25 protein-coding genes are annotated in these 21,880 nt (G+C 67.8%); 16 read left to right on the forward strand and 9 right to left on the reverse strand.

Features of this window, described 5'->3' with window-relative positions; translation table 11 throughout:
• Positions 1 to 4: 4 nt before the first annotated feature.
• From ACSFA2_RS09015 to ACSFA2_RS09025, 3 genes are all read left to right on the forward strand, one after another.
• Positions 5 to 1,024: an alpha/beta fold hydrolase gene (locus ACSFA2_RS09015; RefSeq protein ID WP_435454963.1), complete on the forward strand. Its 1,020-nt coding sequence runs from the start codon at positions 5 to 7 to the stop codon at positions 1,022 to 1,024.
• Positions 1,025 to 1,077: 53 nt separating this feature from the next.
• A complete protein-coding gene (locus ACSFA2_RS09020) occupies positions 1,078 to 1,503 on the forward strand; it encodes an organic hydroperoxide resistance protein (protein ID WP_435454964.1) in 426 nt (141 codons plus the stop codon).
• A gap of 72 nt (positions 1,504 to 1,575) precedes the next feature.
• A complete protein-coding gene (locus ACSFA2_RS09025) occupies positions 1,576 to 2,319 on the forward strand; it encodes a response regulator (protein ID WP_435454966.1) in 744 nt (247 codons plus the stop codon).
• Between the two features lie 92 nt (positions 2,320 to 2,411).
• On the opposite strand, the gene ACSFA2_RS09030 is transcribed toward ACSFA2_RS09025, so the two are convergent.
• The 4 genes from ACSFA2_RS09030 to ACSFA2_RS09045 form a co-directional block, all read right to left on the reverse strand.
• A complete protein-coding gene (locus ACSFA2_RS09030) occupies positions 2,412 to 3,002 on the reverse strand; it encodes a thioredoxin family protein (protein WP_435454967.1) in 591 nt (196 codons plus the stop codon).
• A 157-nt stretch (positions 3,003 to 3,159) separates the two neighbouring features.
• Positions 3,160 to 3,528 carry a hydroxyisourate hydrolase gene (locus ACSFA2_RS09035; protein ID WP_435454968.1) on the reverse strand — a complete coding sequence of 123 codons (369 nt, stop codon included), beginning with the start codon at positions 3,526 to 3,528 and terminating at the stop codon, positions 3,160 to 3,162.
• Positions 3,529 to 3,582: 54 nt separating this feature from the next.
• Positions 3,583 to 4,470: a restriction endonuclease gene (locus ACSFA2_RS09040; protein ID WP_435454969.1), complete on the reverse strand. Its 888-nt coding sequence runs from the start codon at positions 4,468 to 4,470 to the stop codon at positions 3,583 to 3,585.
• Between the two features lie 70 nt (positions 4,471 to 4,540).
• Entirely contained in the window at positions 4,541 to 6,391 is a 1,851-nt protein-coding gene (locus ACSFA2_RS09045; RefSeq protein WP_435454970.1) for a glutamine--tRNA ligase/YqeY domain fusion protein, read from the reverse strand.
• 166 nt (positions 6,392 to 6,557) lie between these two features.
• Here ACSFA2_RS09045 and ACSFA2_RS09050 point away from each other — a divergent pair, with 166 nt between their 5' ends.
• Entirely contained in the window at positions 6,558 to 6,911 is a 354-nt protein-coding gene (locus tag ACSFA2_RS09050) for a hypothetical protein (RefSeq protein ID WP_435454971.1), read from the forward strand.
• A gap of 102 nt (positions 6,912 to 7,013) precedes the next feature.
• Here the strand turns inward: ACSFA2_RS09050 and ACSFA2_RS09055 are convergent, their stop codons facing one another.
• The 5 genes from ACSFA2_RS09055 to flgA form a co-directional block, all read right to left on the reverse strand.
• Positions 7,014 to 8,573: a methyl-accepting chemotaxis protein gene (locus tag ACSFA2_RS09055; protein ID WP_435454972.1), complete on the reverse strand. Its 1,560-nt coding sequence runs from the start codon at positions 8,571 to 8,573 to the stop codon at positions 7,014 to 7,016.
• Positions 8,574 to 8,692: 119 nt separating this feature from the next.
• Positions 8,693 to 9,214 (reverse strand): hypothetical protein, encoded by a 522-nt coding sequence (locus tag ACSFA2_RS09060; protein ID WP_435454973.1) that lies wholly within the window; start codon positions 9,212 to 9,214, stop codon positions 8,693 to 8,695.
• A gap of 76 nt (positions 9,215 to 9,290) precedes the next feature.
• Entirely contained in the window at positions 9,291 to 9,746 is a 456-nt protein-coding gene (locus tag ACSFA2_RS09065; protein ID WP_435454974.1) for a flagella synthesis protein FlgN, read from the reverse strand.
• Positions 9,743 to 10,039 carry a flagellar biosynthesis anti-sigma factor FlgM gene (flgM, locus tag ACSFA2_RS09070; RefSeq protein WP_435454975.1) on the reverse strand — a complete coding sequence of 99 codons (297 nt, stop codon included), beginning with the start codon at positions 10,037 to 10,039 and terminating at the stop codon, positions 9,743 to 9,745. Before flgM ends, ACSFA2_RS09065 begins: the two co-directional genes overlap by 4 nt.
• A gap of 80 nt (positions 10,040 to 10,119) precedes the next feature.
• Complete coding sequence (gene flgA / locus ACSFA2_RS09075) at positions 10,120 to 10,830, reverse strand: flagellar basal body P-ring formation chaperone FlgA (protein ID WP_435454976.1); 711 nt, start codon at positions 10,828 to 10,830, stop codon at positions 10,120 to 10,122.
• 215 nt (positions 10,831 to 11,045) lie between these two features.
• Here flgA and flgB point away from each other — a divergent pair, with 215 nt between their 5' ends.
• The 12 genes from flgB to ACSFA2_RS09135 form a co-directional block, all read left to right on the forward strand.
• The gene (gene flgB, locus ACSFA2_RS09080; RefSeq protein ID WP_435454977.1) at positions 11,046 to 11,450 is read left to right on the forward strand and encodes a flagellar basal body rod protein FlgB; all 405 of its coding nucleotides are present in this window, start codon (positions 11,046 to 11,048) and stop codon (positions 11,448 to 11,450) included.
• 28 nt (positions 11,451 to 11,478) lie between these two features.
• On the forward strand, positions 11,479 to 11,895 hold the full coding sequence (gene flgC / locus ACSFA2_RS09085) for a flagellar basal body rod protein FlgC (RefSeq protein WP_435454978.1): 417 nt from the start codon (positions 11,479 to 11,481) through the stop codon (positions 11,893 to 11,895).
• Positions 11,896 to 11,918: 23 nt separating this feature from the next.
• Positions 11,919 to 12,647, forward strand: a complete 729-nt coding sequence (locus tag ACSFA2_RS09090) for a flagellar hook assembly protein FlgD (protein ID WP_435454979.1) — start codon at positions 11,919 to 11,921, stop codon at positions 12,645 to 12,647.
• A gap of 80 nt (positions 12,648 to 12,727) precedes the next feature.
• Positions 12,728 to 13,960: a flagellar hook protein FlgE gene (gene flgE / locus ACSFA2_RS09095; protein ID WP_435454980.1), complete on the forward strand. Its 1,233-nt coding sequence runs from the start codon at positions 12,728 to 12,730 to the stop codon at positions 13,958 to 13,960.
• A 44-nt stretch (positions 13,961 to 14,004) separates the two neighbouring features.
• Positions 14,005 to 14,745: a flagellar basal-body rod protein FlgF gene (gene flgF, locus ACSFA2_RS09100; RefSeq protein ID WP_435454981.1), complete on the forward strand. Its 741-nt coding sequence runs from the start codon at positions 14,005 to 14,007 to the stop codon at positions 14,743 to 14,745.
• A 63-nt stretch (positions 14,746 to 14,808) separates the two neighbouring features.
• Positions 14,809 to 15,591 carry a flagellar basal-body rod protein FlgG gene (flgG, locus tag ACSFA2_RS09105; RefSeq protein WP_286648431.1) on the forward strand — a complete coding sequence of 261 codons (783 nt, stop codon included), beginning with the start codon at positions 14,809 to 14,811 and terminating at the stop codon, positions 15,589 to 15,591.
• Between the two features lie 5 nt (positions 15,592 to 15,596).
• A complete protein-coding gene (locus tag ACSFA2_RS09110) occupies positions 15,597 to 16,322 on the forward strand; it encodes a flagellar basal body L-ring protein FlgH (RefSeq protein ID WP_435454982.1) in 726 nt (241 codons plus the stop codon).
• Positions 16,323 to 16,354: 32 nt separating this feature from the next.
• The gene (locus ACSFA2_RS09115; protein ID WP_435454983.1) at positions 16,355 to 17,470 is read left to right on the forward strand and encodes a flagellar basal body P-ring protein FlgI; all 1,116 of its coding nucleotides are present in this window, start codon (positions 16,355 to 16,357) and stop codon (positions 17,468 to 17,470) included.
• 9 nt (positions 17,471 to 17,479) lie between these two features.
• Positions 17,480 to 18,469, forward strand: coding sequence for a flagellar assembly peptidoglycan hydrolase FlgJ (flgJ, locus tag ACSFA2_RS09120; RefSeq protein WP_435454984.1), 990 nt, complete (start codon positions 17,480 to 17,482; stop codon positions 18,467 to 18,469).
• A 67-nt stretch (positions 18,470 to 18,536) separates the two neighbouring features.
• Positions 18,537 to 19,040: a chemotaxis protein CheW gene (locus ACSFA2_RS09125; RefSeq protein ID WP_435454985.1), complete on the forward strand. Its 504-nt coding sequence runs from the start codon at positions 18,537 to 18,539 to the stop codon at positions 19,038 to 19,040.
• A 34-nt stretch (positions 19,041 to 19,074) separates the two neighbouring features.
• Positions 19,075 to 20,625 carry a methyl-accepting chemotaxis protein gene (locus ACSFA2_RS09130; protein ID WP_435454986.1) on the forward strand — a complete coding sequence of 517 codons (1,551 nt, stop codon included), beginning with the start codon at positions 19,075 to 19,077 and terminating at the stop codon, positions 20,623 to 20,625.
• Between the two features lie 142 nt (positions 20,626 to 20,767).
• Positions 20,768 to 21,880, forward strand: a 1,113-nt coding sequence (locus ACSFA2_RS09135) for an MCP four helix bundle domain-containing protein (protein WP_435454987.1), incomplete at its 3' end; no start/stop codon positions are given.

Raw genomic sequence — 21,880 nt, forward strand, 5'->3', positions numbered from 1 at the left:
ACGCATGTCCCACCCTTCCATCGACCTTCAACGACGCCTGCTGCTGGGCGGCGCCGTCGTCGGCCTCGCCGCTGCAGAGCTCGGGCTCATGGGCGTGGCGAATGCCGCGAGCCCGGCCCTGCCGGCGTTCGGCCCCCTGCGGCAGATCCGTGCGGGCGAACTCGACGTCGGCTATGTCGAGATGGGCCCCGCCGACGGCGTGCCGGTGCTGCTGATGCACGGCTTTCCGTACGACATCCACAGCTATGCCGAGGTGGCACCGCTGCTCGCGGCCCAGGGCTGCCGCGTCATCGTGCCGCACCTGCGCGGCCACGGCAGCACCCGCTTCCTCGACAGCGCCAACCCACGCTCGGCGCAGCAGGCCGCGGTGGCGCTCGACCAGATCGCACTGCTCGACGCACTGAAGATCGACCGGGCGGTGATGGTCGGCTATGACTGGGGCGCGCGCACCGCCTGCATCCTCGCCGCGCTGTGGCCGGAACGCTGCCTCGGCCTGCTGTCGGTCAACGGCTACATCATGACCAACCGGCCCGGCAACCAGTTGCCGCTGCCGGCCAAGGCGGAGCACGGCTGGTGGTACCAGTACTACTTCGCACTGGAGCGCGGCCGGCTCGGCCTGGAGGCGAACCGGCGCGACATCGCGCGCATCCTGTGGACCACGAACTCGCCGAAGTGGGCCTTCGACGACGCGACCTTCGCACGCACCGCAGCGTCCTTCGACAACCCGGACTACGTCGCGATCGTCATCCACAACTACCGCTGGCGCCTCGGCCTGGCGGACGGCTTCCCGGCCTACGAGGCCTTGGAGAAGAAGCTGGCCACCTTCCCGACCATCGGCGTGCCGACCCTCACGATGGACGGCGACTCCGACGGCGTGGTGCCCGCCACCGACGGCAGCGCCTATGCCGCGAAGTTCACCGGCCCGCGCACCCACCGCGTGGTGAAGGCCGGCCACAACGTGCCGCAGGAAGCGCCCCAGGTCTTCGCCGATGCGGTGATGACGCTGGTGCGCGCCCGCGCCTGACGCGCCCTGATTCCGTTCCCTTTCCCAATCCGCAACCAACGAAGGAAGTCACCATGACCTTGAAGATCGAGAACCGGCTCTACACCGCCCACACCCACACCACCGGCGGCCGCGACGGCGCCGGCACATCCAGCGATGGCGCACTCGACGTGCAGCTCAGCCCGCCCGGCTCGGGCAAGCCCGGCACCAACCCCGAGCAATTGTTCGGCGTCGGCTATTCGGCCTGCTTCATGGGCGCCATCCAGCTGGCCGGCGGCCGGCTCGGCATCCGGGTGCCCGACGGCGTGGCGGTCGATGCCGAGGTCTCGCTCGGCAAGACCGCGGGCGACGCCGCCTACGCGCTGGCGGTGAAGCTCAGCGTCACGCTGCCCGGGCTGAGCGATGCGCAGAAGTGGCAACTGGTCGAAGCCGCGCACCAGACCTGCCCCTACTCGAACGCGACCCGCGGCAACATCGAGGTCGAATTCGCCGTCGCCTGATCGGCGCTTCCCACGCGCATGGCGGCCGGGCTACATTCCGGCTGCCATGCTGCCCACGCACGACCCCACGCCATGACCGCCCGAAGCTCCGACCATGTGCTCATCGTCGACGACGACCGCGAGATCCGCGAACTGCTCACCACCTACCTGGTGAAGAACGGCCTGCGGGTGACCGGCGTGCCCACCGGCCGCCACATGCGGGCGGCGCTGGAGAGTTCGGGCCCCTTCGACCTGATCATCCTCGACCTGATGCTGCCGGGCGAAGACGGGCTCACGCTGTGCCGCGACCTGCGTGCGGGCAAGTACAAGGCCACGCCGATCCTCATGCTCACCGCGCGCAGCGAAGAGGCCGACCGCATCCTCGGCCTCGAGATGGGCGCCGACGATTACCTCGCCAAGCCCTTCGCCGCGCGCGAACTGCTGGCGCGCATCCGCGCGGTGCTGCGCCGCACCCGCATGCTGCCGCCCAACATGCACGTGGCGGCCGACGACGCGTCGACGCTGGCCTTCGGTGACTGGCGGGTCGACACCATCGCCCGCCACCTGATCGACGCGAGCGGCACGATGGTCGCGCTCAGCGGTGCCGAATACCGGCTGCTGCGCGTGTTCCTCGACCATCCGCAGCGGGTGCTCAGCCGCGACCAGTTGCTCAGCATGACGCAGGGCCGCGACGCCGAGCTGTTCGAGCGTTCCATCGACCTCCTGGTCAGCCGGCTGCGCCAGCGGCTGCGCGACGACGCGCGCGAGCCGCGCTACATCAAGACGGTTCGCAGCGAGGGCTACGTCTTTTCGTCGGCGGTCGAAGCCCGCGCGTAGCGGTGCTGATGCATTCGCAGCCGACCGGGTTGCGAACCTCGTGCGAGAAGCCGCCCGCCAGGAAGAGCAGGGCGAACCACAGGCTCTTCATCTCATGCGCCTTTGGGCGTGGCGGCTGCCGGCGCCGTGTCGGCCGAGGCCGGCTCGGCCAGCAGGGCCTGGATCTTCTTCTCGGTCTCGCCGTAGCGGCCTTCGCCGAAGTGCGAATAGACGATCTTCCCCTGCTTGTCGATCAGGTAGATGGCCGGCCAGTACTGGTTGTTGAAGGCCTTCCAGGTGCCGTAGCTGTTGTCCTGCGCCACCGCATGCTGGATGTGCAGCCGCTCGATGGCCTCGCGCACATTTTTGGTCGACTTCTCGTAGGGGAACTCCGGCGTGTGCACGCCCACCACCACCAGGCCCTGGTCCTTGTAGCGGGCATGCCAGTCCTTCACCGCGGGCAGGTGGTTCAGGCAGTTGATGCAGGTGTAGGTCCAGAAGTCGACCAGCACCACCTTGCCGCGCAGCGCGTCGAGCCGCAGGGGCGGCGAGTTGAGCCAGGTGTCGATCTGCTGGAACTCCGGCGCGGCGCGGGTGCTGCCGGCCGGCATGTTGCCGCCGGCCGGCGGTGCGGCGAAGGTGAGTGCGGCGATGCATGCGGCCGTGGCCGCGGTGAGGGCGAGAACGCTGGTGCGGATGCGCATGGGGGGCCTCTGAAGGTGGTCGGTCGGGGTTGACCCGGCCATTGTTCGCCGCACCACCGGGCTTCAGTGCCTCCTGCGTATCGCACTGTATGAAGGCCGGCGCTTCACACACTCTGTTTCGTCGGGGGGCCGCCCGCCATCCGTGCCTCGGGCCTTGTCAGGCCGCGCCGCGGAAGCACGACAGCCCCCAGGGCGTGAGCTTCACCGGCAGGTGGTAGTGCTGCGAGAGGTCGGCGATGCCGAAGCGGAACACCTGCACGTCCATGAAGGCCGGCGCGGGCAGGGCCGTGCCGCGGGTGCGGTAGTAGTCGCCGACATGCAGGCGCAGTTCGTACACGCCGATGTCGAACAGCCGCTCGCGGCCCTCGATGCCCTCGACCACGCCGTTGCGGCCGACCTGGCCGGAGACGACCGGGCTCCACGTGGGCGCGCCCGCCGCGCCGTCCTGGCGTGCGATGTCGATGCGCATGCCGGTGGCGACCACACCGTTGGCGACGTCGACGATGTGGATGGACACGGCTTGCATGCGAGGGCTCCTGGGGTGATGGTCCGGCAAGGATAGCGGCCGTCAGCGCCTCGTTCAGACGGTGCTGGCGCGGGCCTTCGGAATCGCCCGCCCGCGGCATGTCGGATAGTTGGCGCAGCCCCAGAACGGCCGCGCGAACTTGCCCGAGGTGCGCTCGACCATCTTGGTGCCGCAGCTGGCACACGTGGGCCGCCAGTACTCGCCTTCGTAGGCCACGGCGAGCAGGGCGGCCTGCTGTTCCGGCGTGCGCTGGCCGATCAGCTTGAGCAGTGCCGCGCCGTCCTGCAGGTGGATGCCGTTGTCGGCAGCGAAGGCCAAAGCGTCGGCGGTGAAGGTCGAACTCGTCACGAAGGTGCCGTGACGCAGCTTGTTCGCCGTCATCACGCCGAGGAATTCGCGCATCTCCTTCACGCCCACCGGCTTGCCCTGCCAATGCTTGCACTGGACGATGCGCGGCTGGTCCATGTGCTGCGATTCCAGCCAGATGTCCACGCCGCCATCCGCGCCGTGCGACTGGCTGTGCGTCGCGAGCCCCGCCTGCGCATAGAAGGCCTCGCACACGGCCTCGAAGCGGCGCCACTCGATGTCGGCGAGAACGATCGGGTTCCAACTCGCTTGCTGCCGCACGCCCGTCGGCGCAGGCGGCGCCACGGGCGCGGCCGGTGGCTTGCGCGCGGCCAGCTTCTTCGACAGCGGCGCCGTTTCCGGTGTGACGGACCGCGGCGGTTCGACAACCGGCGCCTGGTTCGAACGCTGGACGAAGTAGTTCACCACCAGCAGGACCGCGCCCAGCATCAGCGCCACCCAACCCGCCGGACGCAGGACCTGACCGATGGTCGGGCCCAATTGGCTGCGCATCACGTTGGGGATGACGGTGAGGAGCAGGACGCCGATGACCAGGGCGGCCAGGCCTTTGCCGGCGAGGTCGGTGCGTGCCTTCATGCGCGGGCGATCGTGATCTTGTCTCCTGGAGCTGGACATGGCCGTTCTTGGTGTGTCACCGACTACTTGTTCACTTGCCCCAGCTGTCCCGCATCCCCGCCGCACGATTGAAAACACGCTGGCCGGCACCAGCCGTCTTTGCGTCCACGACGAAGTAACCATGCCGCTCGAACTGGAACCCGGCACCGCCTTCCGCCTTCGCCAATGAGGGCTCCACGAACGCCGAGCACGTCACCAGGCTGTTCTTGTTCAACTCGTCCAGCAGTTCCCCGCTGCCAGGCTGTGCCTCGGCAAACAGCCGCTCATACAACCGCACCTCCGCCGCCACAGCATCCGCCACCGCGACCCAGGTGATGTTCCCTTTCACCTTCACCGCGTCCGCACCCGGCGTGCCGCTCTTGGTGTCGGGCACCAGCGTGGCCTGCACTTCGAGCAGTTGGCCGTTGGCGTCGCGCGTGGCGCCGGTGCATTCGATGGTGTGGCCGTATTTCAGGCGCACCTTGCTGGCCGCGATGGCTTGGCCGCTGGTGTTGGTGTAGGCCGGGAACAGGCGAGTGAAACCCTTGGGCGGCACGTCTTCGTAGTCGGTGCGTTCGATCCAGACCTCGCGGCCGATCTTGAAATGGCGTTCGCCCATTTCGGGGTGGTGCGGGTGCACCGGTGCGCTGCAGTCGTCGAGCACGTCGTCGCCGCCCATCAGCTCACCCCAGTTGGTGATGACGAGCTTCACCGGGTCGAGCACGGCCATGGCGCGCGGGGCGATGGGGTCGAGGGTTTCGCGCAGCGCGGCTTCGAGGGCGGCGTAGTCGGTCCAGCCGCCGGCGGACTTGGTGGTGCCGCTGCGTTCGCAGAAGAGCTTGAGGGCCTCGGGCGTGTAGCCGCGGCGGCGCAGGCCGGCCAGGGTGGGCATGCGCGGGTCGTCCCAGCCGTCGACGTGGCCTTCTTCGACCAGCTGGCGCAGCTTGCGCTTGCTGGTGAGCACGTGCGTCACGTTCAGGCGCGCGAACTCGTACTGGCGCGGGTGCGGGCTGGCGATGAGGCCGCCGGCCGCGAGGTTGTCGAGCAGCCAGTCGTAGAAGGGGCGCTGGTCTTCGAATTCCAGCGTGCAGATCGAATGGGTGATCTGCTCCAGCGCGTCTTCGATCGGGTGCGCGAAGGTGTACATCGGGTAGATGCACCACTTGTCGCCGGTGTTGTGGTGCGTGGCCCGGCGGATGCGGTAGAGGGCCGGGTCGCGCAGGTTGATGTTGGGGCTGGCCATGTCGATCTTGGCGCGCAGGATGGCGGCACCGTCTTCGAGCTGGCCGTCGCGCATGGCGCGGAAGCGGTCGAGGTTCTCCTGAACCGTGCGCGCGCGGAAGGGGCTGTCGGTGCCCGGCTTGCCGAAGTCGCCGCGGTTCGCGCGCATCTCTTCGGGCGTCTGCTCGTCGACGTAGGCGAGCTTGCTTTCGATCAGGTACTCGGCCGCGCGGTACATGAAGTCGAAGTAGTCACTGGCGAAATATTCGTGCGGCTGCAGCGTGCCGGGGGCACTGGGGCGGTCGGCCAGGTAAGTTTCGTAGCCCAGCCACTGCACCGCGTCGCGGATGCTGTCGACGTATTCCTGCTCTTCCTTCTCCGGGTTGGTGTCGTCGAAGCGCAGGTGGCACACGCCGCCGTATTCCTTGGCCAGCTCGAAGTTCAGCCAGATGCTCTTGGCGTGGCCGATGTGCAGGTAGCCGTTGGGCTCGGGCGGAAAGCGCATGCGGACCTTGGCCGGGTCGGGCATGCCGTCGGCATGGTGCTTGGCGTCGCCGGGCGAGCCGCCCCACTGGCGGCCGGAATAGGTGTTCTGCTCGAGGTCGTTTTCGATGACGTGGCGCAAGAAATTACTGGGCGCGGCGCCGGCTTTGGCGGCGTCTTTGTCGGCTGGGGAGGTCATTGGTTCATTCTAGAGGCGGGGGTGCATGAGTTACCTTTGGCAACGAACTTCACGGGGCGGAGTGAACCTGATTAACAGCTGACGCGTTCAATGCATACATGGGCGTCAGTCGCCCGACCGGCGGAATCAATCAGGAGTCCGTCAAAAGTTTTACAGGAGTCCCGTCATGAGCCTCACACGTTCGACCTTCTTCAAATGGATGGCCAGTGGTGCCGTCGCCGCCGCAGCGTTGCTCGGCGCATCGGCCGCCAGCGCCCGTGGTGACGTGAGCTGGTCGGTCGGCATCAATGCACCCGGCATTGCGCTCGGCGTGGCCGCACCGACCTACTACGCCCCGCCGCCGGTGTACTACGCACCGCCGCCGGTCTACTACCGTCCGGCACCGCCGGTGTACTACCGCCCGGCGCCCGTGTACTACGCGCCGCCGCCGGTGTACTACCGTCCGGCCCCCGGCTACTACCGGGGCCATGGCGGCTACGGCGGCCATGGCGGCCACCGCCACGGCGGTCACTACCGCTGAGTACCGTTGAGTTGGCCGGCCCGCAGGGCTGACGGCTGACTTGAAGACAAGAAGCGCGCGCTCCGGCTGACAGGCCGGGCGCGCGCTTCGTCGTTGGTGCCGTCAGTGCGCCGTGGCTTCCAGCTTGAAGACGCTGACCGCACCGACCAGTGTGGCCGCCTGCTCCTGCAGCGAGCCGGCCGCTGCGGCGGCTTCTTCCACCAGCGCCGCGTTCTGCTGCGTGACCTGGTCCATCTGGCTGATGGCCTGGTTGATCTGCTCGATGCCTTGGGTCTGCTCGTGGCTGGCCGACATGATCTCGCCCATGATGTCGGTCACCCGCTTCACGCTGGCCACGATCTCTTCCATCGTCTGGCCCGCTTCCGCGACTTGGTGACTGCCGGCGGCGACCTTGCCCACCGAGTCGTCGATCAGGCCCTTGATTTCCTTGGCCGCAGCCGCCGAGCGTTGCGCCAGGCTGCGCACTTCGGAGGCGACCACCGCAAAGCCACGGCCCTGCTCGCCGGCGCGTGCCGCTTCCACGGCAGCGTTGAGCGCCAGAATGTTGGTCTGGAAGGCGATGCCGTCGATGACCGCGATGATGTCCACGATCTTGCGGCTGGAGGTGTTGATCGCGCTCATGGTGTCGACCACCTGGCTGACCACACTGCCGCCGCGCACGGCCACTTCCGAGGCGGAGACGGCCAGCTGGTTGGCCTGGCGGGCGTTGTCGGCGTTCTGCTTGACGGTCGAGGTCAGTTCTTCCATCGACGCAGCGGTCTCTTCCAGCGAGCTGGCCTGCTGCTCGGTGCGCGAGGACAGGTCCTGGTTGCCCGAGGCGATCTGGCTCGAGGCGGTGGCCATGGTGTCGGTGCCCTGGCGCACTTCACCGACCACCTTGGCGAGGTTCTCGTTCATCGTCTTCAGCGCGGTCATGAGCCGGCCGGTTTCGTCGCGCGAACGCGCCTCGACGCGCGAGCTCAGGTCACCGGCGGCCACGGCTTCGGCAACCAGCATGGCTTCACCAATCGGCCGGGTGATGGATCGGGTGATGAACCACGCCACCCAGGCGCCGAGCGCCAGCGCGATGCCGCCGACGGCGATCATGAGCTGGGTGGCGCGGCGGTAGTCATGGCTGGCCTGGACCGAGGCGGCTTCACTCAGCTGGCTCTCGTGGATGGCCAGCTCTTCCAGCAGCGCCAGGGTGGCTTGCAGGGCCGGTCGCGCCTGTTGCATGAGCGCGCGGGTGGCTTCGTCGTTCAGGTTCTTCAACCCCATGTCGATCACCAGCCCCGTGGCCGAGGTGCTGCGCACGGCGGCTTCGTCGACCTTGGCGAGCTTGCCCTTGCCGGTGTCGCTGACCATCAGCTTGGCCAGGGTGTCCTTGGCGGCACCGTAGCGCGCCTTGGCCGCCGTGATGCGCTTCATCTCTTCGGCCATGTCCTTCTCGTTGTCCAGGAGCACGACCACGACGGTGGACGCCAGGATGTCGCGGGTCGCGTTCTGCATCGTGTCCACGGCGGCCACCTTGGCATTGTTGTTGTGCACGATGGTGTCGAGGTGGCGATCGATGCTGCGCATCGACGCGAGGCCCATGACCAGCACCAGCATCAGCAGGGCCAGCAGCGTGGCGAACGCGGCACCCATGCGGGTACCGATCTTGAGGTTGTTCAGTGTTTTCATCGAGGTCGGATGGCGGATCGGGCCGCCGCCCGTCGACAGCCCTTGGCTGCGTATCGGCAGAACGCGGCATTTCTGCAGGCGGCTGCCGCATCGCACTTGCGCGACGCGTGCGGTTTTGCTCAGACCGCCGGGGCGGCTGCGCTGGCGGCGTCGGGTGCCTCGGGCGGCGCCAGCGGCTCGAGCGCCCGCAGCGCGGCGAAGGTCGCGTCCATCTCGACGAGGAAGGCGTTCTTGCGGTCGTCCCAGACCTGGCGCTGTTCGACCGTGGTGCCGCCCGCACGGTAGATCTCGTGGTTGGCGGCATTGATCAGCGTGCTGAGCGCGGCCAGCTTGGCTTCCAGAAAGGCCGGCCGGGCGCGCTGCTCCGCCTCTTGCCGAAGCGTGTCGGCCTCGCGGCGGGCTTCTGCCGCGGCGTTCAGTTGCATCAGCAGCGTCATGGCCAGCGCCACGACCGTCAGAAAGCCCAGGGCCGGCCCGACGATGCCGCCCATGAGGAAGCCGAATTGCCCCCAGAGGCCGTTGGCGGCGGCACCGCTGCCTCCTGCGCCGGACGCCGCTTCGGCATAGCGCAGCGAGATGTAGGCGGCAAAGCCGAACAGCGCCAGTGCGCAGGCCAGCAGCACCCACGGAAAAGCGGCCAAGGCCCGGTTGCGCCGGGAAGGTCGTGGGGGAGAAGCGTGGCGGGGGGTGTTCGGCATGCGGGTCGGGCGGCCGGGCTCAGCCGAGGGCGATATGGCCGCGCGACGCCGACGTGGGCTTGCGCACGCCGTCGGGGCCGTAGAAGAGCTCGGTGCTGGCCTGCAGGAAATGCAGGGCGCGCTGGGTGAAGTCGAGGTGGCTGTAGACCATCGAGCCGTTGCGCTGGTTGGCGCTGCGGGCTTCCTCGGCCAGCTGCATCAGGCTCTTCCAGGCCTGCTCGGTGGCTTCGCCGGCGGCGTGGGCCGCGGCGCTGGCGCCCTCGCTGCCCGGCAGGTGGCCCAGGGCGCACTGGGTGGCTTCGCGCACCAGGTCGAGTTCGGCCATCCGGTCCATCAGCCGGGTCTTTTCCTCGGTGATGGCGGCCAGGTCATGAAAGCGGCCTTCGAGCATCGCCTTTTCCTCGCGGTTCAAGGCCGCCAGAAAGTCTTTCAGGCAGGAAATTTCGGCGCAGAGGTCGGCCAGCAGGGTGTTCACGGCTTGGGCTTCGAGTCGATCAGGTCGCGCACGCTGGCCAGCAGGCCGTCGGCGATGCCTTCGGGGTTGATCTGGTAGCGGCCGGCGCGGATGTCCTCGCGGATCGCCGCGACGCGTTCCGCGTCGAATTCGCCGTTGGCGGCGGGGTTGGGCATGACGCGCACCCGTGCAGCGGATTTCAAGGCAGCCTCCTTGGTTCGTTCGGCTGCATCGGCGCCCGCCGCCGCGGCGGCGCTCGCCTTGGGCGCCGCGGCGAGGGGCGTGGTCGGTGGGGCGGGTGGGTTGATCTTCACGATGGTTCCTTAGCAGGTTGACCCAGATATCGGCAGCTTGGACGAGAACTTTAGGCCGGGCGTGAAATTTTCCGCGCGGCTCATTGCGACAGGACGATTTGCCCGTCCTCGTCGGCCACGCCCGTCACCATCCGTCCGTCCAGGGTCTTGGCCCGCGCCACCCCGCCCGCGGCGGCCTGCGTCAGGGCCCGGGCTTCGGTGCTGACGGTGAAGCCGGCGCCCTGCGCCACCACCTGGACCGACTGGCCCTGCTGGATGACCGTGGGGGCACGCAGCAGTTCCCGGCGCAACGGCGCGCCGGCGGCGATGCGGCCGGTGGCGCGGACGCCCGCCAGTTCGCTGTCGCTGGTGACGACCGAGCGGGGCAGGGCGGCCAGGTCACCGGTCTGCGCCGTGAGGTCGGCCAGCCCGATGGCGTCGCCGGGCTCGATGGTGCGGGTCGCCACGTAGTAGGTGCCTTCGACCTTCACGTAGGCCGGCACGAAGCGTGTCCACGCGGCGCCGGTGCGGCAGCGCAGGCCGATCGACAGCCGACCGCGCGCGGCGGCGCCGGTGGGCAGGAAGGCGTCGAAGGCATCGCACGCCGGCAGCTCGGCGGTGCCGGGCAGGGCGGCGGTCACCGTGGCCTTGCCGGGCAGGCCGGCGGTCTGGCGCGCGATCAGCCGTTCGATCGCGGCCATGGCCGGACCGGGGAGCGGTTCCGCGGCGCCGGCGGCGCCCGCGCCGAGCACGGTGGCCAGGGCCGCCAGGGTGGCGGGCAGCGAGCGGCAAAGAAGGTGGCGAGGCGTCATGGCAGGGGGTCGGAGCACGGTGCGCATACAGGGGCGCGGGGTGTCCTTGATGCGAGCAATTCTAGGGAGCGGACCCCGCCCGCGAAGTGAGGAAGTGACGCCGAAAACACCCTTTGTTCGACCCATTGCAAAAGCGGCTCGTGCCTAGACTCGCTTTCCATCAGTCGCCACGCCTCGTGCTGAAGCGATGCCCCTCCAACCCATGGAAGCACACGATGGACAAGCTCGATGCAGCCTTGAACTTCAACCGCGAAGCACTCAACCTGCGCGCCCAGCGCCAGGAGGTGCTGGCGTCGAACATCGCCCACGCCGACACGCCCAACTACAAGGCGCGCGACATCGATTTCAGCAGCCGCCTGACCGAGGCCGTCGAGCGCGGCCGGGCCTCGCAGTCGATGAGCATGGCGGTCACCTCGTCGCGCCACATCCGCGCCGAAGCGCAGGCCATGCCCGACCAGAACCTGCTCTACCGGGTGCCCAACCAGTCCAGCATCGACGGCAACACCGTCGAGATGGACGTGGAGCGCATCAACTTCGCCGACAACGCGTTGCGCTACGAGTCGAACCTCACGGTCATCGGCGCCAAGATCAAGACGCTGCTGTCGGCGGTCCAGCAATAACCGCGGCCACCGCCGCCGGAGAGAACGCATGCCTTACCCGAGCAACTCGATGAACATCTTCAACGTGGCGGGCTCCGCCATGACGGCGCAGTCGCAGCGCATGAACGTGACGGCGAGCAACCTCGCCAACGCCGAGAGCGTGTCCGGCCCCGACGGCCAGCCCTACCGCGCCAAGCAGGTGGTGTTCGAAGTCGCGGGCTCCGGCCGCAGCGATGTCGGTGGCGTGAAGGTGGCGTCGATCCGCGAAGACACGTCGCCGGCCAAGATGGTCTACGACCCCAAGAACCCTCACGCGAATCCGCAAGGCTACGTGGCCATGCCCAACGTCAATGTGGTCGAAGAGATGACCAACATGATTTCCGCTTCCCGCAGCTATCAGGCCAACGTCGAGGTGCTCAACACCGCCAAGACGCTGATGGTCAAGACGCTCACCGTCGGTCAGTAACTCTCCACTCTCACTTTCACACCATGGCCATTCCTTCGACCTCCAACGTTGCCAACGACCCAGCGGCTGCAGCCGCCGCCGCTGCGGCATCAGCCGCCGCAGCTTCGGGCGCCGCCGGCGCGACCAACGCAGACAGCGAGAAGCGCTTCCTCAAGCTGCTCGTCACCCAGCTCAACAACCAGGACCCGCTCAACCCGATGGAGAACGCCGAGCTCACCTCGCAGCTCGCGCAGATGAGCACGGTCAGCGGCATCGAGCAGCTCAATGCCACGCTCAGCGGGCTGGTCAGCCAGACCGGCTCCAGCCAGGTGCTGCAGGCCGCCTCGCTGATCGGCTACGCCGTGTTGTCGCCGGGCAACGCGCTCTCGCTCGAGATGGTGGAAGACAAGGCCACCGGCGTGAAGACACCCAAAGAAGTGCCTTTCGCGGTCGAACTGCCGGCCAAGGGGGCCACCGACGTGACCGTGACCATCACCGATGCCAATGGCAACAAGGTCCGCACGATGGAACTCGGCGCGCTCCCCGAAGGCGCCAACGGCGTCAAGTGGGACGGCAAGAACGATGCGGGCGAGGTGGTCGCCGAAGGCAACTACCAGTTCAGCGTGGCGGCCGTCGGTGCGGGCACCACGGTCAAGGCGGAGGCGCTCACGTTCACCCAGGTGGCTGCGGTCAAGCAGGGCGCCAACGGCGTGACGCTCGACCTGTCGACGGGCAAGAGCATCGCCCTGTCCGACGTGCGCATGTTCCTCTGACCCCAGGCTTTTCTTTTCTCCCGGCGGCCGCCGCATCGCGGTGCGCCGTTCCCTCATTGCATTGAACCAAGGACTCCATCATGGCTTTCTCCCAAGGCATCAGCGGTCTGGCCGTCGCCGCCGCGAACCTCGACGTCATCGGCAACAACATCGCCAACTCCGGCACGGTCGGCTTCAAGTCGGCCGCTGCCACCTTCCAGGACGTGTATGCCGGATCGCGCGTCGGCCTCGGCGCCTCGGTCGCGAGCGTGACGCAGAACTTCACCCAGGGCGTGACGCAGAGCAGCAGTCGTCCGCTGGACGTCGCCATCCTGAACGGCGACGGCTTCTACCGCCTGGCCAGCCCGAGCGGTGAGGTCATGTACTCGCGCAACGGCCAGTTCACCCGCGACAACGCCGGCTACCTCGTCAACGCGGCCGGTCTGCAGCTGACGGGCTACGGCGTGTCGGCCACCGGCACCATCAACGGCGGCACGCCGGCACCGATCCAGATCCCGAACGCTTCCATGGCGCCGAAGGCGACCACCAGCATCGATGCGGCGTTCAACCTCGACTCGCGCCTCGCGGTGCCGACCAAGACGCCGTTCAACGCGGCCGATTCGGACACCTTCAACTACTCCAACGCGCTGGGCCCGATCTACGACTCGCTGGGCAATCCGCACGAGCTGGGCGCCTACTTCGTCAAGACCGGCGCCGGCGCCTGGAATGTCTACGGCACGATCGACGGCGTCACGATGACCTCGGGCGGCCCACCCGCCACGCCGACGGTGCTGAGCAGCTACACCTTCGACGGCAACGGCAACATGACGGCGCCTGTCGGCGGCACGTTCAACGTCGGTCCGCTGACCTTCGGCAACGGCGCGTTGCCGCTGACCGCGGCGGTCGATCTGACCGGCACGACCCAGTTCGGCAACGTGAACGAGATCCGCAAGCTCGCGCAAGACGGCTACACCTCGGGCACGCTGACGGCCTTCTCGATCAACCCCGACGGCACCATCACCGGCACCTACTCGAACGAGCAAAGCAATCTGCTTGGCCAGGTGGTCCTGAGCTCCTTCGCCAACCCGAACGGCCTGGAGCCGATGGGTGAAAACGTCTGGGGTGAAACGCAGGCCTCGGGCGCGGCGCTCACCGGCGTGCCGGGCAAGGGGAGCAAGCAGGGCTCGCTGGCCTCGGGCGCGCTCGAAGCCTCCAACGTCGACCTGACCTCCGAGCTGGTCAACCTGATCGTGGCGCAGCGCACCTACCAGGCCAACGCACAGACGGTGAAGACGCAGGACCAGATCATGCAGACGCTGATCAACATCCGCTGACGCGCAAGCCTCGCCTTCCTTCGTCACCTTTTCAGGAGCACCCAGTGGATCGAATGCTGTATGTCGCGATGAGCGGCGCCAAGCAGGCCATGGAACAACAGGCCTCGGTCGCCAACAACATGGCGAATGTCTCGACCCCCGGGTTCCGCGCCCAGGTCAACGCGTTTCGTGCGGTACCGGTGGTCGGCGAAGAAGCGCAGACGCGCGCCTTCGTGGTGGCCACCACGCCCGGTGCCGACTTCAGCACCGGCCCGATCACCGAGACCGGCCGCGAGCTCGACGTGGCGGTCAAGGGTGACGGCTGGCTGGTGGTGCAGACCGCCACCGGCGAGGCCTACACCCGCGTGGGCAACCTGCAGGTGGCGGCCGACGGCCAGCTCACGACCATGGGCGGACGCCCGGTGGTCGGCGAGAACGGCGCGCTGGTGATCCCGCCGGGCGCGACCGCCACCGTGGGCAGCACCGGCGTGATCGCGGCGCGCGGTGCGGGCGACCCGAGCGTGGGCGTGGCCGAGGTCGGCCGTCTCAAGCTGGTGAACCCGCCATCCACCGACCTCGTACGCGGCGACGACGGCCTGTTCCGCATGCGCGAGGGCCTGCAACCGGCGGACGCCGACCCGGCCGTCACGGTCATGAGCGGCGTGTTCGAGGGCAGCAACGTGAATCCAGTCGAGGCCATGGTGGCCATGATCGCCAACGCCCGCAGCTTCGAGATGCAGATGAAGTCCATCTCGACCGCCGACACCAACGCGCAATCCGCCAACAAGTTGCTGGCGTACGGCTAAGCGGCTGAGCCCAAGCCCCGAGACCTAGCCCGCGCACGACGCCGTTCCACAGGAGTATTTCCCATGATCCGTTCCCTCTATATCGCCAAGACAGGCCTCGATGCGCAACAGACGCAGCTCGACGTCGTCTCCAACAACCTGGCCAACGTCGGCACCACCGGCTTCAAGCGCAGCCGCGCCGTGTTCGAAGACCTGATGTACCAGAACATGCGCCAGGTCGGCGGCCAGACCTCCGACCAGACGCGCCTGCCCTCGGGCCTGCAGCTGGGCACCGGCGTGCGCGTGGTCGCCACCGAGCGCCTGCACTCGCAGGGCAACCTGACCAAGACCGACAACCCGAAGGACGTGGCCATCAACGGCGGCGGCTTCTTCCAGGTGCTGATGCCCGACGGCACCACCTCCTACACCCGCGACGGTTCGTTCCAGACCAACGCCGAAGGCCAGCTGGTGACCGCCAGCGGCTTCCAGATCCAGCCGCAGATCACCATCCCGCAGAACGCCACCAGCATCACCGTCGCCCGCGACGGCACGGTGTCGGTGACGCAGGCCGGCTCCACCGCGACGGTGCAGGTCGGCCAGCTGCAGCTGGCGACCTTCCTGAACCCGACCGGCCTGCAGAGCATGGGCGAGAACCTCTACACCGAAACCGACGCGTCGGGTGCCGCCAACGTGGTGGTCCCCGGTCTCGAAGGCGCCGGCATCCTGACGCAGGGCTATGTCGAGGCCTCGAACGTGAACGTGGTCGAGGAACTGGTGAACATGATCGCCACGCAGCGCGCCTACGAAATCAACAGCAAGGCCGTGCAGACCTCGGACCAGATGCTGGCCAAGCTCGCCCAGCTGTGATGACCATGCGCAGTCCCATTCTTCCCGCACGCGGTGTCGCTGCGCTCGCAGCGCCTGCATCGCGCCTCCTGCTGGTGCTGCTGGCCGTGGTGGGGGCGGGCTGCGCCCAGATTCCGCGCGAGCCGCTGGTGCACCAGCCCATGACCGCACGCGCCGACAACTATGCGTCCGCACCGGCGCGTCGGCCCACGGGCGCCATCTTTCGAGAAGGTCCCGGCGGCAACGCGCTGTTCGAGGACCGCCGGCCGCGCAATGTCGGCGACATCCTCACCGTCGTCATCAGCGAGCGCGTGAACGCCAGCAAGAATTCGGGCGCCAACGCCAGTCGCAACGGCAGCACCACCGGCACCTTCGCCGGCGGCATTCCGAAGCTGATCGGCTCGCTGCTCAACGGCCAGGACACCAACCTCTCCGGCGACAACGTGCTGAAGGCGACCGGCGGCGCCAACGCCAACAACACCTTCAACGGCGTGATCACCGTCACGGTGACCGACGTCATGCCCAACGGCAACCTGCTGGTGAGCGGCGAGAAGCAGATGGGCATCAACCAGGGCACGGAGTTCATCCGCTTCTCGGGCGTGGTGAATCCGCGCACCGTCTCTGGCACCAACACCGTCCCGTCGACCCTGGTGGCCGACGCCCGCATCGAATACACGGCCAAGGGCTACATCGACGAGGCCCAGCACATGGGCTGGATGCAGCGCTTCTTCTTGAACGTCATGCCTTTCTGATGGCTCCTTTTCAGAACAGAAAGCAACCCCCCATGCATACCTCGCGAACCTTGCGTTCAATTCTCGGCCTCGTCGCACTGTGCGCCGCGGCACTGGGTGTGCCCGCACATGCCGAGCGTCTCAAGGAACTCGCGAGCATCCAGGGCGTGCGCGACAACCAGCTGATCGGCTACGGCCTGATGGTCGGCCTGGACGGCACGGGCGACCAGACGACCCAGACGCCGTTCACGGTGCAGAGCCTGAACAACATGCTGCAGCAGCTGGGCATCACGATTCCTCAGGGCGTGAACATGCAGCTCAAGAACGTCGCGGCCGTCATGGTCACGGCCACGCTGCCGGCCTTCGCGCGGCCCGGCCAGGCCATCGACGTGACCGTCTCGTCGATGGGCAATGCCAAGAGCCTGCGCGGCGGCACGCTGCTGATGACGCCGCTCAAGGGTGTCGACGGCCAGACCTATGCATTGGCGCAGGGCAACATGGTGGTCGGTGGCGCAGGCGCATCGGCCAATGGCAGCAAGGTGCAGATCAACCAGCTCGGCTCCGGCCGCATTCCGGCCGGCGGCCTGGTCGAGCGCGGCGTCGAGGCGCCGCTGGGCGGCGACAGCACGCTGTCGGTCGAGCTCAACCGCTCCGACTTCGGCACGGCCAAGGCCGCGGCCGATGCCATCAACCGCGAGTTCGGCGCCGGCACGGCCGATGCGCAGGACGCGCGTGTGATCGTGGTGCGTGCGCCGATGCCCGAGGCCCGCGTCGGTTTCCTCGCGCGGCTCGAAGCCATCGATGTCACCCCATCGCAGGCCACGGCCCGCGTGGTGGTGAACGCCCGCACCGGCTCCGTGGTGATGAACCAGAACGTGCGGGTGCAGGACTGCGCCGTGGCGCACGGCAACCTGTCGGTCGTGATCAACACCGAACCGGTGGTGAGCCAGCCGGGCGCCTTCTCGGGCGGCCAGACGGTGGCCGCGCAGACCTCGCAGATCTCGGTCAACCAGGGCGGCGGCGCGCTGCAGATGGTCAAGGGCGGCGCGTCGCTGGCCGACGTGGTCAAGGGCCTGAACAGCCTGGGTGCCAACCCGCAGGACCTGGTCTCGATCCTCCAGGCCATGAAGTCGGCCGGTGCCTTGCGTGCCGAGCTCGAGATCATCTGAGGACGCGAGATGGCCATCACGGCAGCCAATTCCTGGGGCGGTGGCGACGCCGCCCGCAGCGGCGCGCTCGACCAGCGCTTCTCGCTCGATGTGCAAGGCGTCGACGCCCTGCGCCACACCGTCCGCACGTCGCCGGAAGAAGGCCTCAAGCAGGTCTCGCGGCAGTTCGAGGCGATGTTCATGAACATGGTGCTCAAGAGCATGCGCGAGGCCTCGCCCTCGAGCGGCCTGATGGACGGGCAGAACGAGAAGGTCTACCGCTCGATGCTCGACCAGCAGCTGTCGCAGAACCTGTCCGGCCGCGGACTCGGGCTGGCCGAAGCCATGCTGACGCAGCTCCAGCGCGCGGGCGGCAACGCCGAGGGCGATGCCCCAGGTGGTGCCTCGAAAGGCTTCGCCCTCGACCGCCTGGTGTCGTTCCCGCTGAAGGAAAACGCGGGCATCCCGATCGGCTCGTCACCCGGGCCGCGTGCCACTGGTGCCGACCTGAGCCTCTACCGCGTCAACGGCGACCGTGGCGGTTCCGGTGGCGACAACCCGTCTCTGCAAGGCAAGGTCGATGACTTCGTCGCACGCATGGGCAGCTCGGCCCAGTCCGCCAGCGCGGCGAGCGGCGTTCCCGCACCGCTGATCCTGGCGCAGGCCGCGCTCGAGTCGGGCTGGGGCAAGCGCGAGATCCGCGGCGACGACGGCACCCAGAGTTTCAACCTGTTCGGCATCAAGGCCGATCGCAGCTGGAAGGGGCCGGTCGTCGAGACCCTGACCACCGAGTACGTGGACGGCGAGCCGCAGAAGGTGCGTGCCAAGTTCCGCGCCTACGGTTCCTACGACGAGGCCTTTGCCGACTACGCCAAGTTCATGACGCGCAACCCGCGCTACGCCGACGTGCTGAGCACCGGCGACCCGGCCGCGGCGGCCCATGGCCTGCAGCGCGCCGGCTACGCCACCGATCCCGACTACGGCCACAAGCTGGTTCGCATCATGCAGAAGTTCGGCTGAGCGCCTGGCGCCGCCGACCTCGTCCTGCCACCTGAATCCCACGCGCACAGAACATCGAAAGACACCCATGGCAGAAGTACTCCACCGGCCGAACCAGGCGATCGCCACCCCCGCCGACGGGCGGCTCGAAGTCGTGACCTTCACGCTCGGCGAAGAGGAATACGGCATCGACATCCAGCGCGTGCAGGAGCTGCGCGGCTACGACGCCGTGACCTGCATCGCCAACGCGCCGGCCCACATCAAGGGTGTCGTGAACCTGCGCGGGATCATCGTGCCGATCATCGACATGCGCATCAAGTTCAACCTGGGCGAGCCGCGTTACGACGAGTTCACCGTGGTGATCGTGCTGAACATCGGCGGCCGCGTGGTGGGCATGGTGGTCGACAGCGTGTCGGACGTGATCACGCTGAGCGCCGAGCAGATCAAGCCGGCGCCCGAGATGGGCTCGGTGCTGGACACCGACTACATCATCGGCCTGGGCACCCTGGACACGCGGATGCTGATCCTGGTCGACATCGACCGCCTCATGTCCAGCGAGGAGCTGGGCCTCATTGAAAAACTGGCGACTTGAGCCGCGTCCGACCGAACCATAGAACGAGAGACATATGAAGAACTGGAAAATCGGAACACGCCTGGGCACCGGCTTCGCGCTGGTGCTGGCGCTGGCGGCGGTGATTGCGGCCATCGGCGTGATGGGCCTGCAACGTGTGGGCGACGGCACCGAACGGATGGCGCAGCGCTCGCTGGCCAAGGAGCGCCTGGCCGCCACCTGGCTGCAGGCGACCAGCAACAACAGCGTGCGGACCTTCGCCCTGGTCAAGAGCAACGACGCCGCGGTGCAGGCCTACCTGCAGGAGAACATCGGCCGGACCAGCAAGCTGATTTCCGAGACGCAGAAGAAGCTCGAAGCAATGCTCGAGACGCCGGAAGAAGAGGCGCTGAGTGCCGACATCAAGCGCCGGCGCACCGAATACATCGATCTGCGCAACGCCATTCTCAAGCTCAAGGCCGAAGGGAAACAGGACGAGGCCGGCCAGATCACCGACGCCCGCCTGGTGCCCATGCTGTCGGGCTACGACGGCAGCATCCAGGCCATGCTGGCACACCAGCAAAGCGAGATCGACCGCACCGCGGCGGGCATCGACGCGCTCTATCGCTCGGGCCGTATCGGCCTCATCAGTCTCACCTTTGCCGCGTTGGCCCTCGGCGCGGCGCTGGCCTGGTGGCTGACCCGCGGCATCACCCGGCCCCTGGGGCGCGCCCTGAGCGTGGCGCAGGCGGTGGCCGGGGGTGATCTCACCCAGGAGGCGGAGGTCGACTCGACCGACGAAGTCGGCCAGCTGTTGCAGGCCCTCAACGAGATGAACCGCAACCTGGTGAAGATCGTCGGCGATGTTCGCCAGGGCACCGACACGATGGCCACGGCGTCCAGCCAGATCGCCTCGGGCAACCAGGACCTGTCCTCGCGCACCGAGCAGCAGGCCAGCTCGCTGGAAGAGACGGCGGCCTCGATGGAAGAACTGACCTCGACGGTCAAGCAGAACGCGGACAACGCGCGTCAGGCCAACCAGCTCGCCTCGTCGGCGTCGGAAGTCGCCGTGCGTGGCGGCAGCGTGGTCGGCCAGGTGGTCGACACGATGAGCGCGATCAATGCGTCGAGCAAGAAGATCGTGGACATCATCGCGGTCATCGACGGCATTGCGTTCCAGACCAACATCCTGGCGCTGAATGCTGCCGTGGAAGCGGCGCGTGCGGGCGAACAGGGCCGCGGCTTTGCGGTGGTCGCTTCCGAAGTGCGCAGCCTCGCCCAACGCTCGGCGGCTGCGGCCAAGGAGATCAAACTGCTCATCGACGACTCGGTGGGCAAGGTCGGTGCCGGCAGCCACCAGGTGGCCGAAGCAGGCCGCACCATGGAAGAGATCGTGGCCAGCGTGCGCCGGGTGACCGACATCATGGGCGAGATCTCGTCGGCCAGCCAGGAACAGACCCTGGGCATCGACCAGATCAACCAGGCCATCAGCCAGATGGACCAGGTGACGCAGCAGAACGCGGCGCTGGTGGAAGAGGCCGCGGCCGCCGCCGCCTCGCTGCAGGACCAGGCCGGCAGCCTCTCCCAGGCTGTCAGTGTCTTTCGGTTGGCGCCGGCCGCGGTCTGAACTATTTGGTGGCGATGACTTCAACTTCCGTCCGCGCTGCCGATAACTGGACGTGGCTGCGGATTGGCGCATCGCACAAATCGATGCCGGTCGTTCGCCGAACGACCGTCCTCACGTCATTTACTCTGCAAGGTGGAGCGTCATGAATCTGCGAAATCTCAAGATCGGCGTGCGTCTGGGTGCGGGCTTCGCTGCCATGCTGCTCATGATGATCCTCATTGCAGGCGTCGGCGCGGCCCGGTTGAACGCCGTGGCGGACTCGACCGCGGTGATGATCGACCAGGCGCTCGTCAAGGAACGGTTGGCCAACCAATGGGCCAATCTCCTGGGGCCCAGCATCGTTCACTCCTTCGGCATGGTCAAGGCGACCGACAGCGAGAACGAAGCCTATTTCAAGAAGAGTCTCGGGGAGGGCGTGGCATCCATCAACCCGGTGCAGCAGAAGATGGAAACGCTGCTGACCTCGCCCGAGGAGCGCAAGCTGTACCTTGCCGTGGCCGATGCGCGCAAGACGGTGCTGGAGCACCTGGCCGCGATCAACCAGCTGAAGGCAGCCGGTGACCGCGAAGGTGCCAACAAACTTGCCGACACCAAGTACCAGGCCGCCCTGGTGGTCTACATCAAGGCCGTTCAGGACATCGCCGGCGCCCAGCGCACGCAGATCGATGCGATGGCGCAGGAGATCCGGCAGGATCACCGCAGCGGCCTCCAACTGCTGGGCGCCCTGTCGACCCTGGCCGTGCTGATCGGCGCGCTGTGCGCCTGGCGGCTGACGGTCGGCATCGTGCGGCCGATGCGCGGCGCGGTCGAGCTGGCCCAGAAGGTGGCGTCGGGCGACCTGAGCAGCCACATCGCTCCCGGCTCGCGCGACGAGGTCGGCCAACTGCTGACGGCGCTCAAGGGCATGAACGACAGCCTGGCCAAGGTGGTCGGCGAAGTGCGCCAGGGCACCGACACCATGGCCACCGCCTCGAGCCAGATCGCCTCGGGCAACCAGGACCTGTCCTCGCGCACCGAGCAGCAAGCCAGCTCGCTGGAAGAGACCGCGGCCTCGATGGAGGAACTGACCTCGACGGTCAAGCAGAACGCCGACAACGCACGCCAGGCCAACCAGCTGGCCGTCTCCGCCTCGGAAGTGGCCGTGCGCGGCGGCAGCGTGGTCAGCCAGGTGGTCGACACCATGAGCGCGATCAACACCTCCAGCCGCAAGATCGTGGACATCATCGCGGTCATCGACGGCATCGCCTTCCAGACC

The organism is Variovorax cryoconiti (assembly GCF_051216395.1).
Classification (GTDB): Bacteria; Pseudomonadota; Gammaproteobacteria; order Burkholderiales; family Burkholderiaceae_C; genus Variovorax.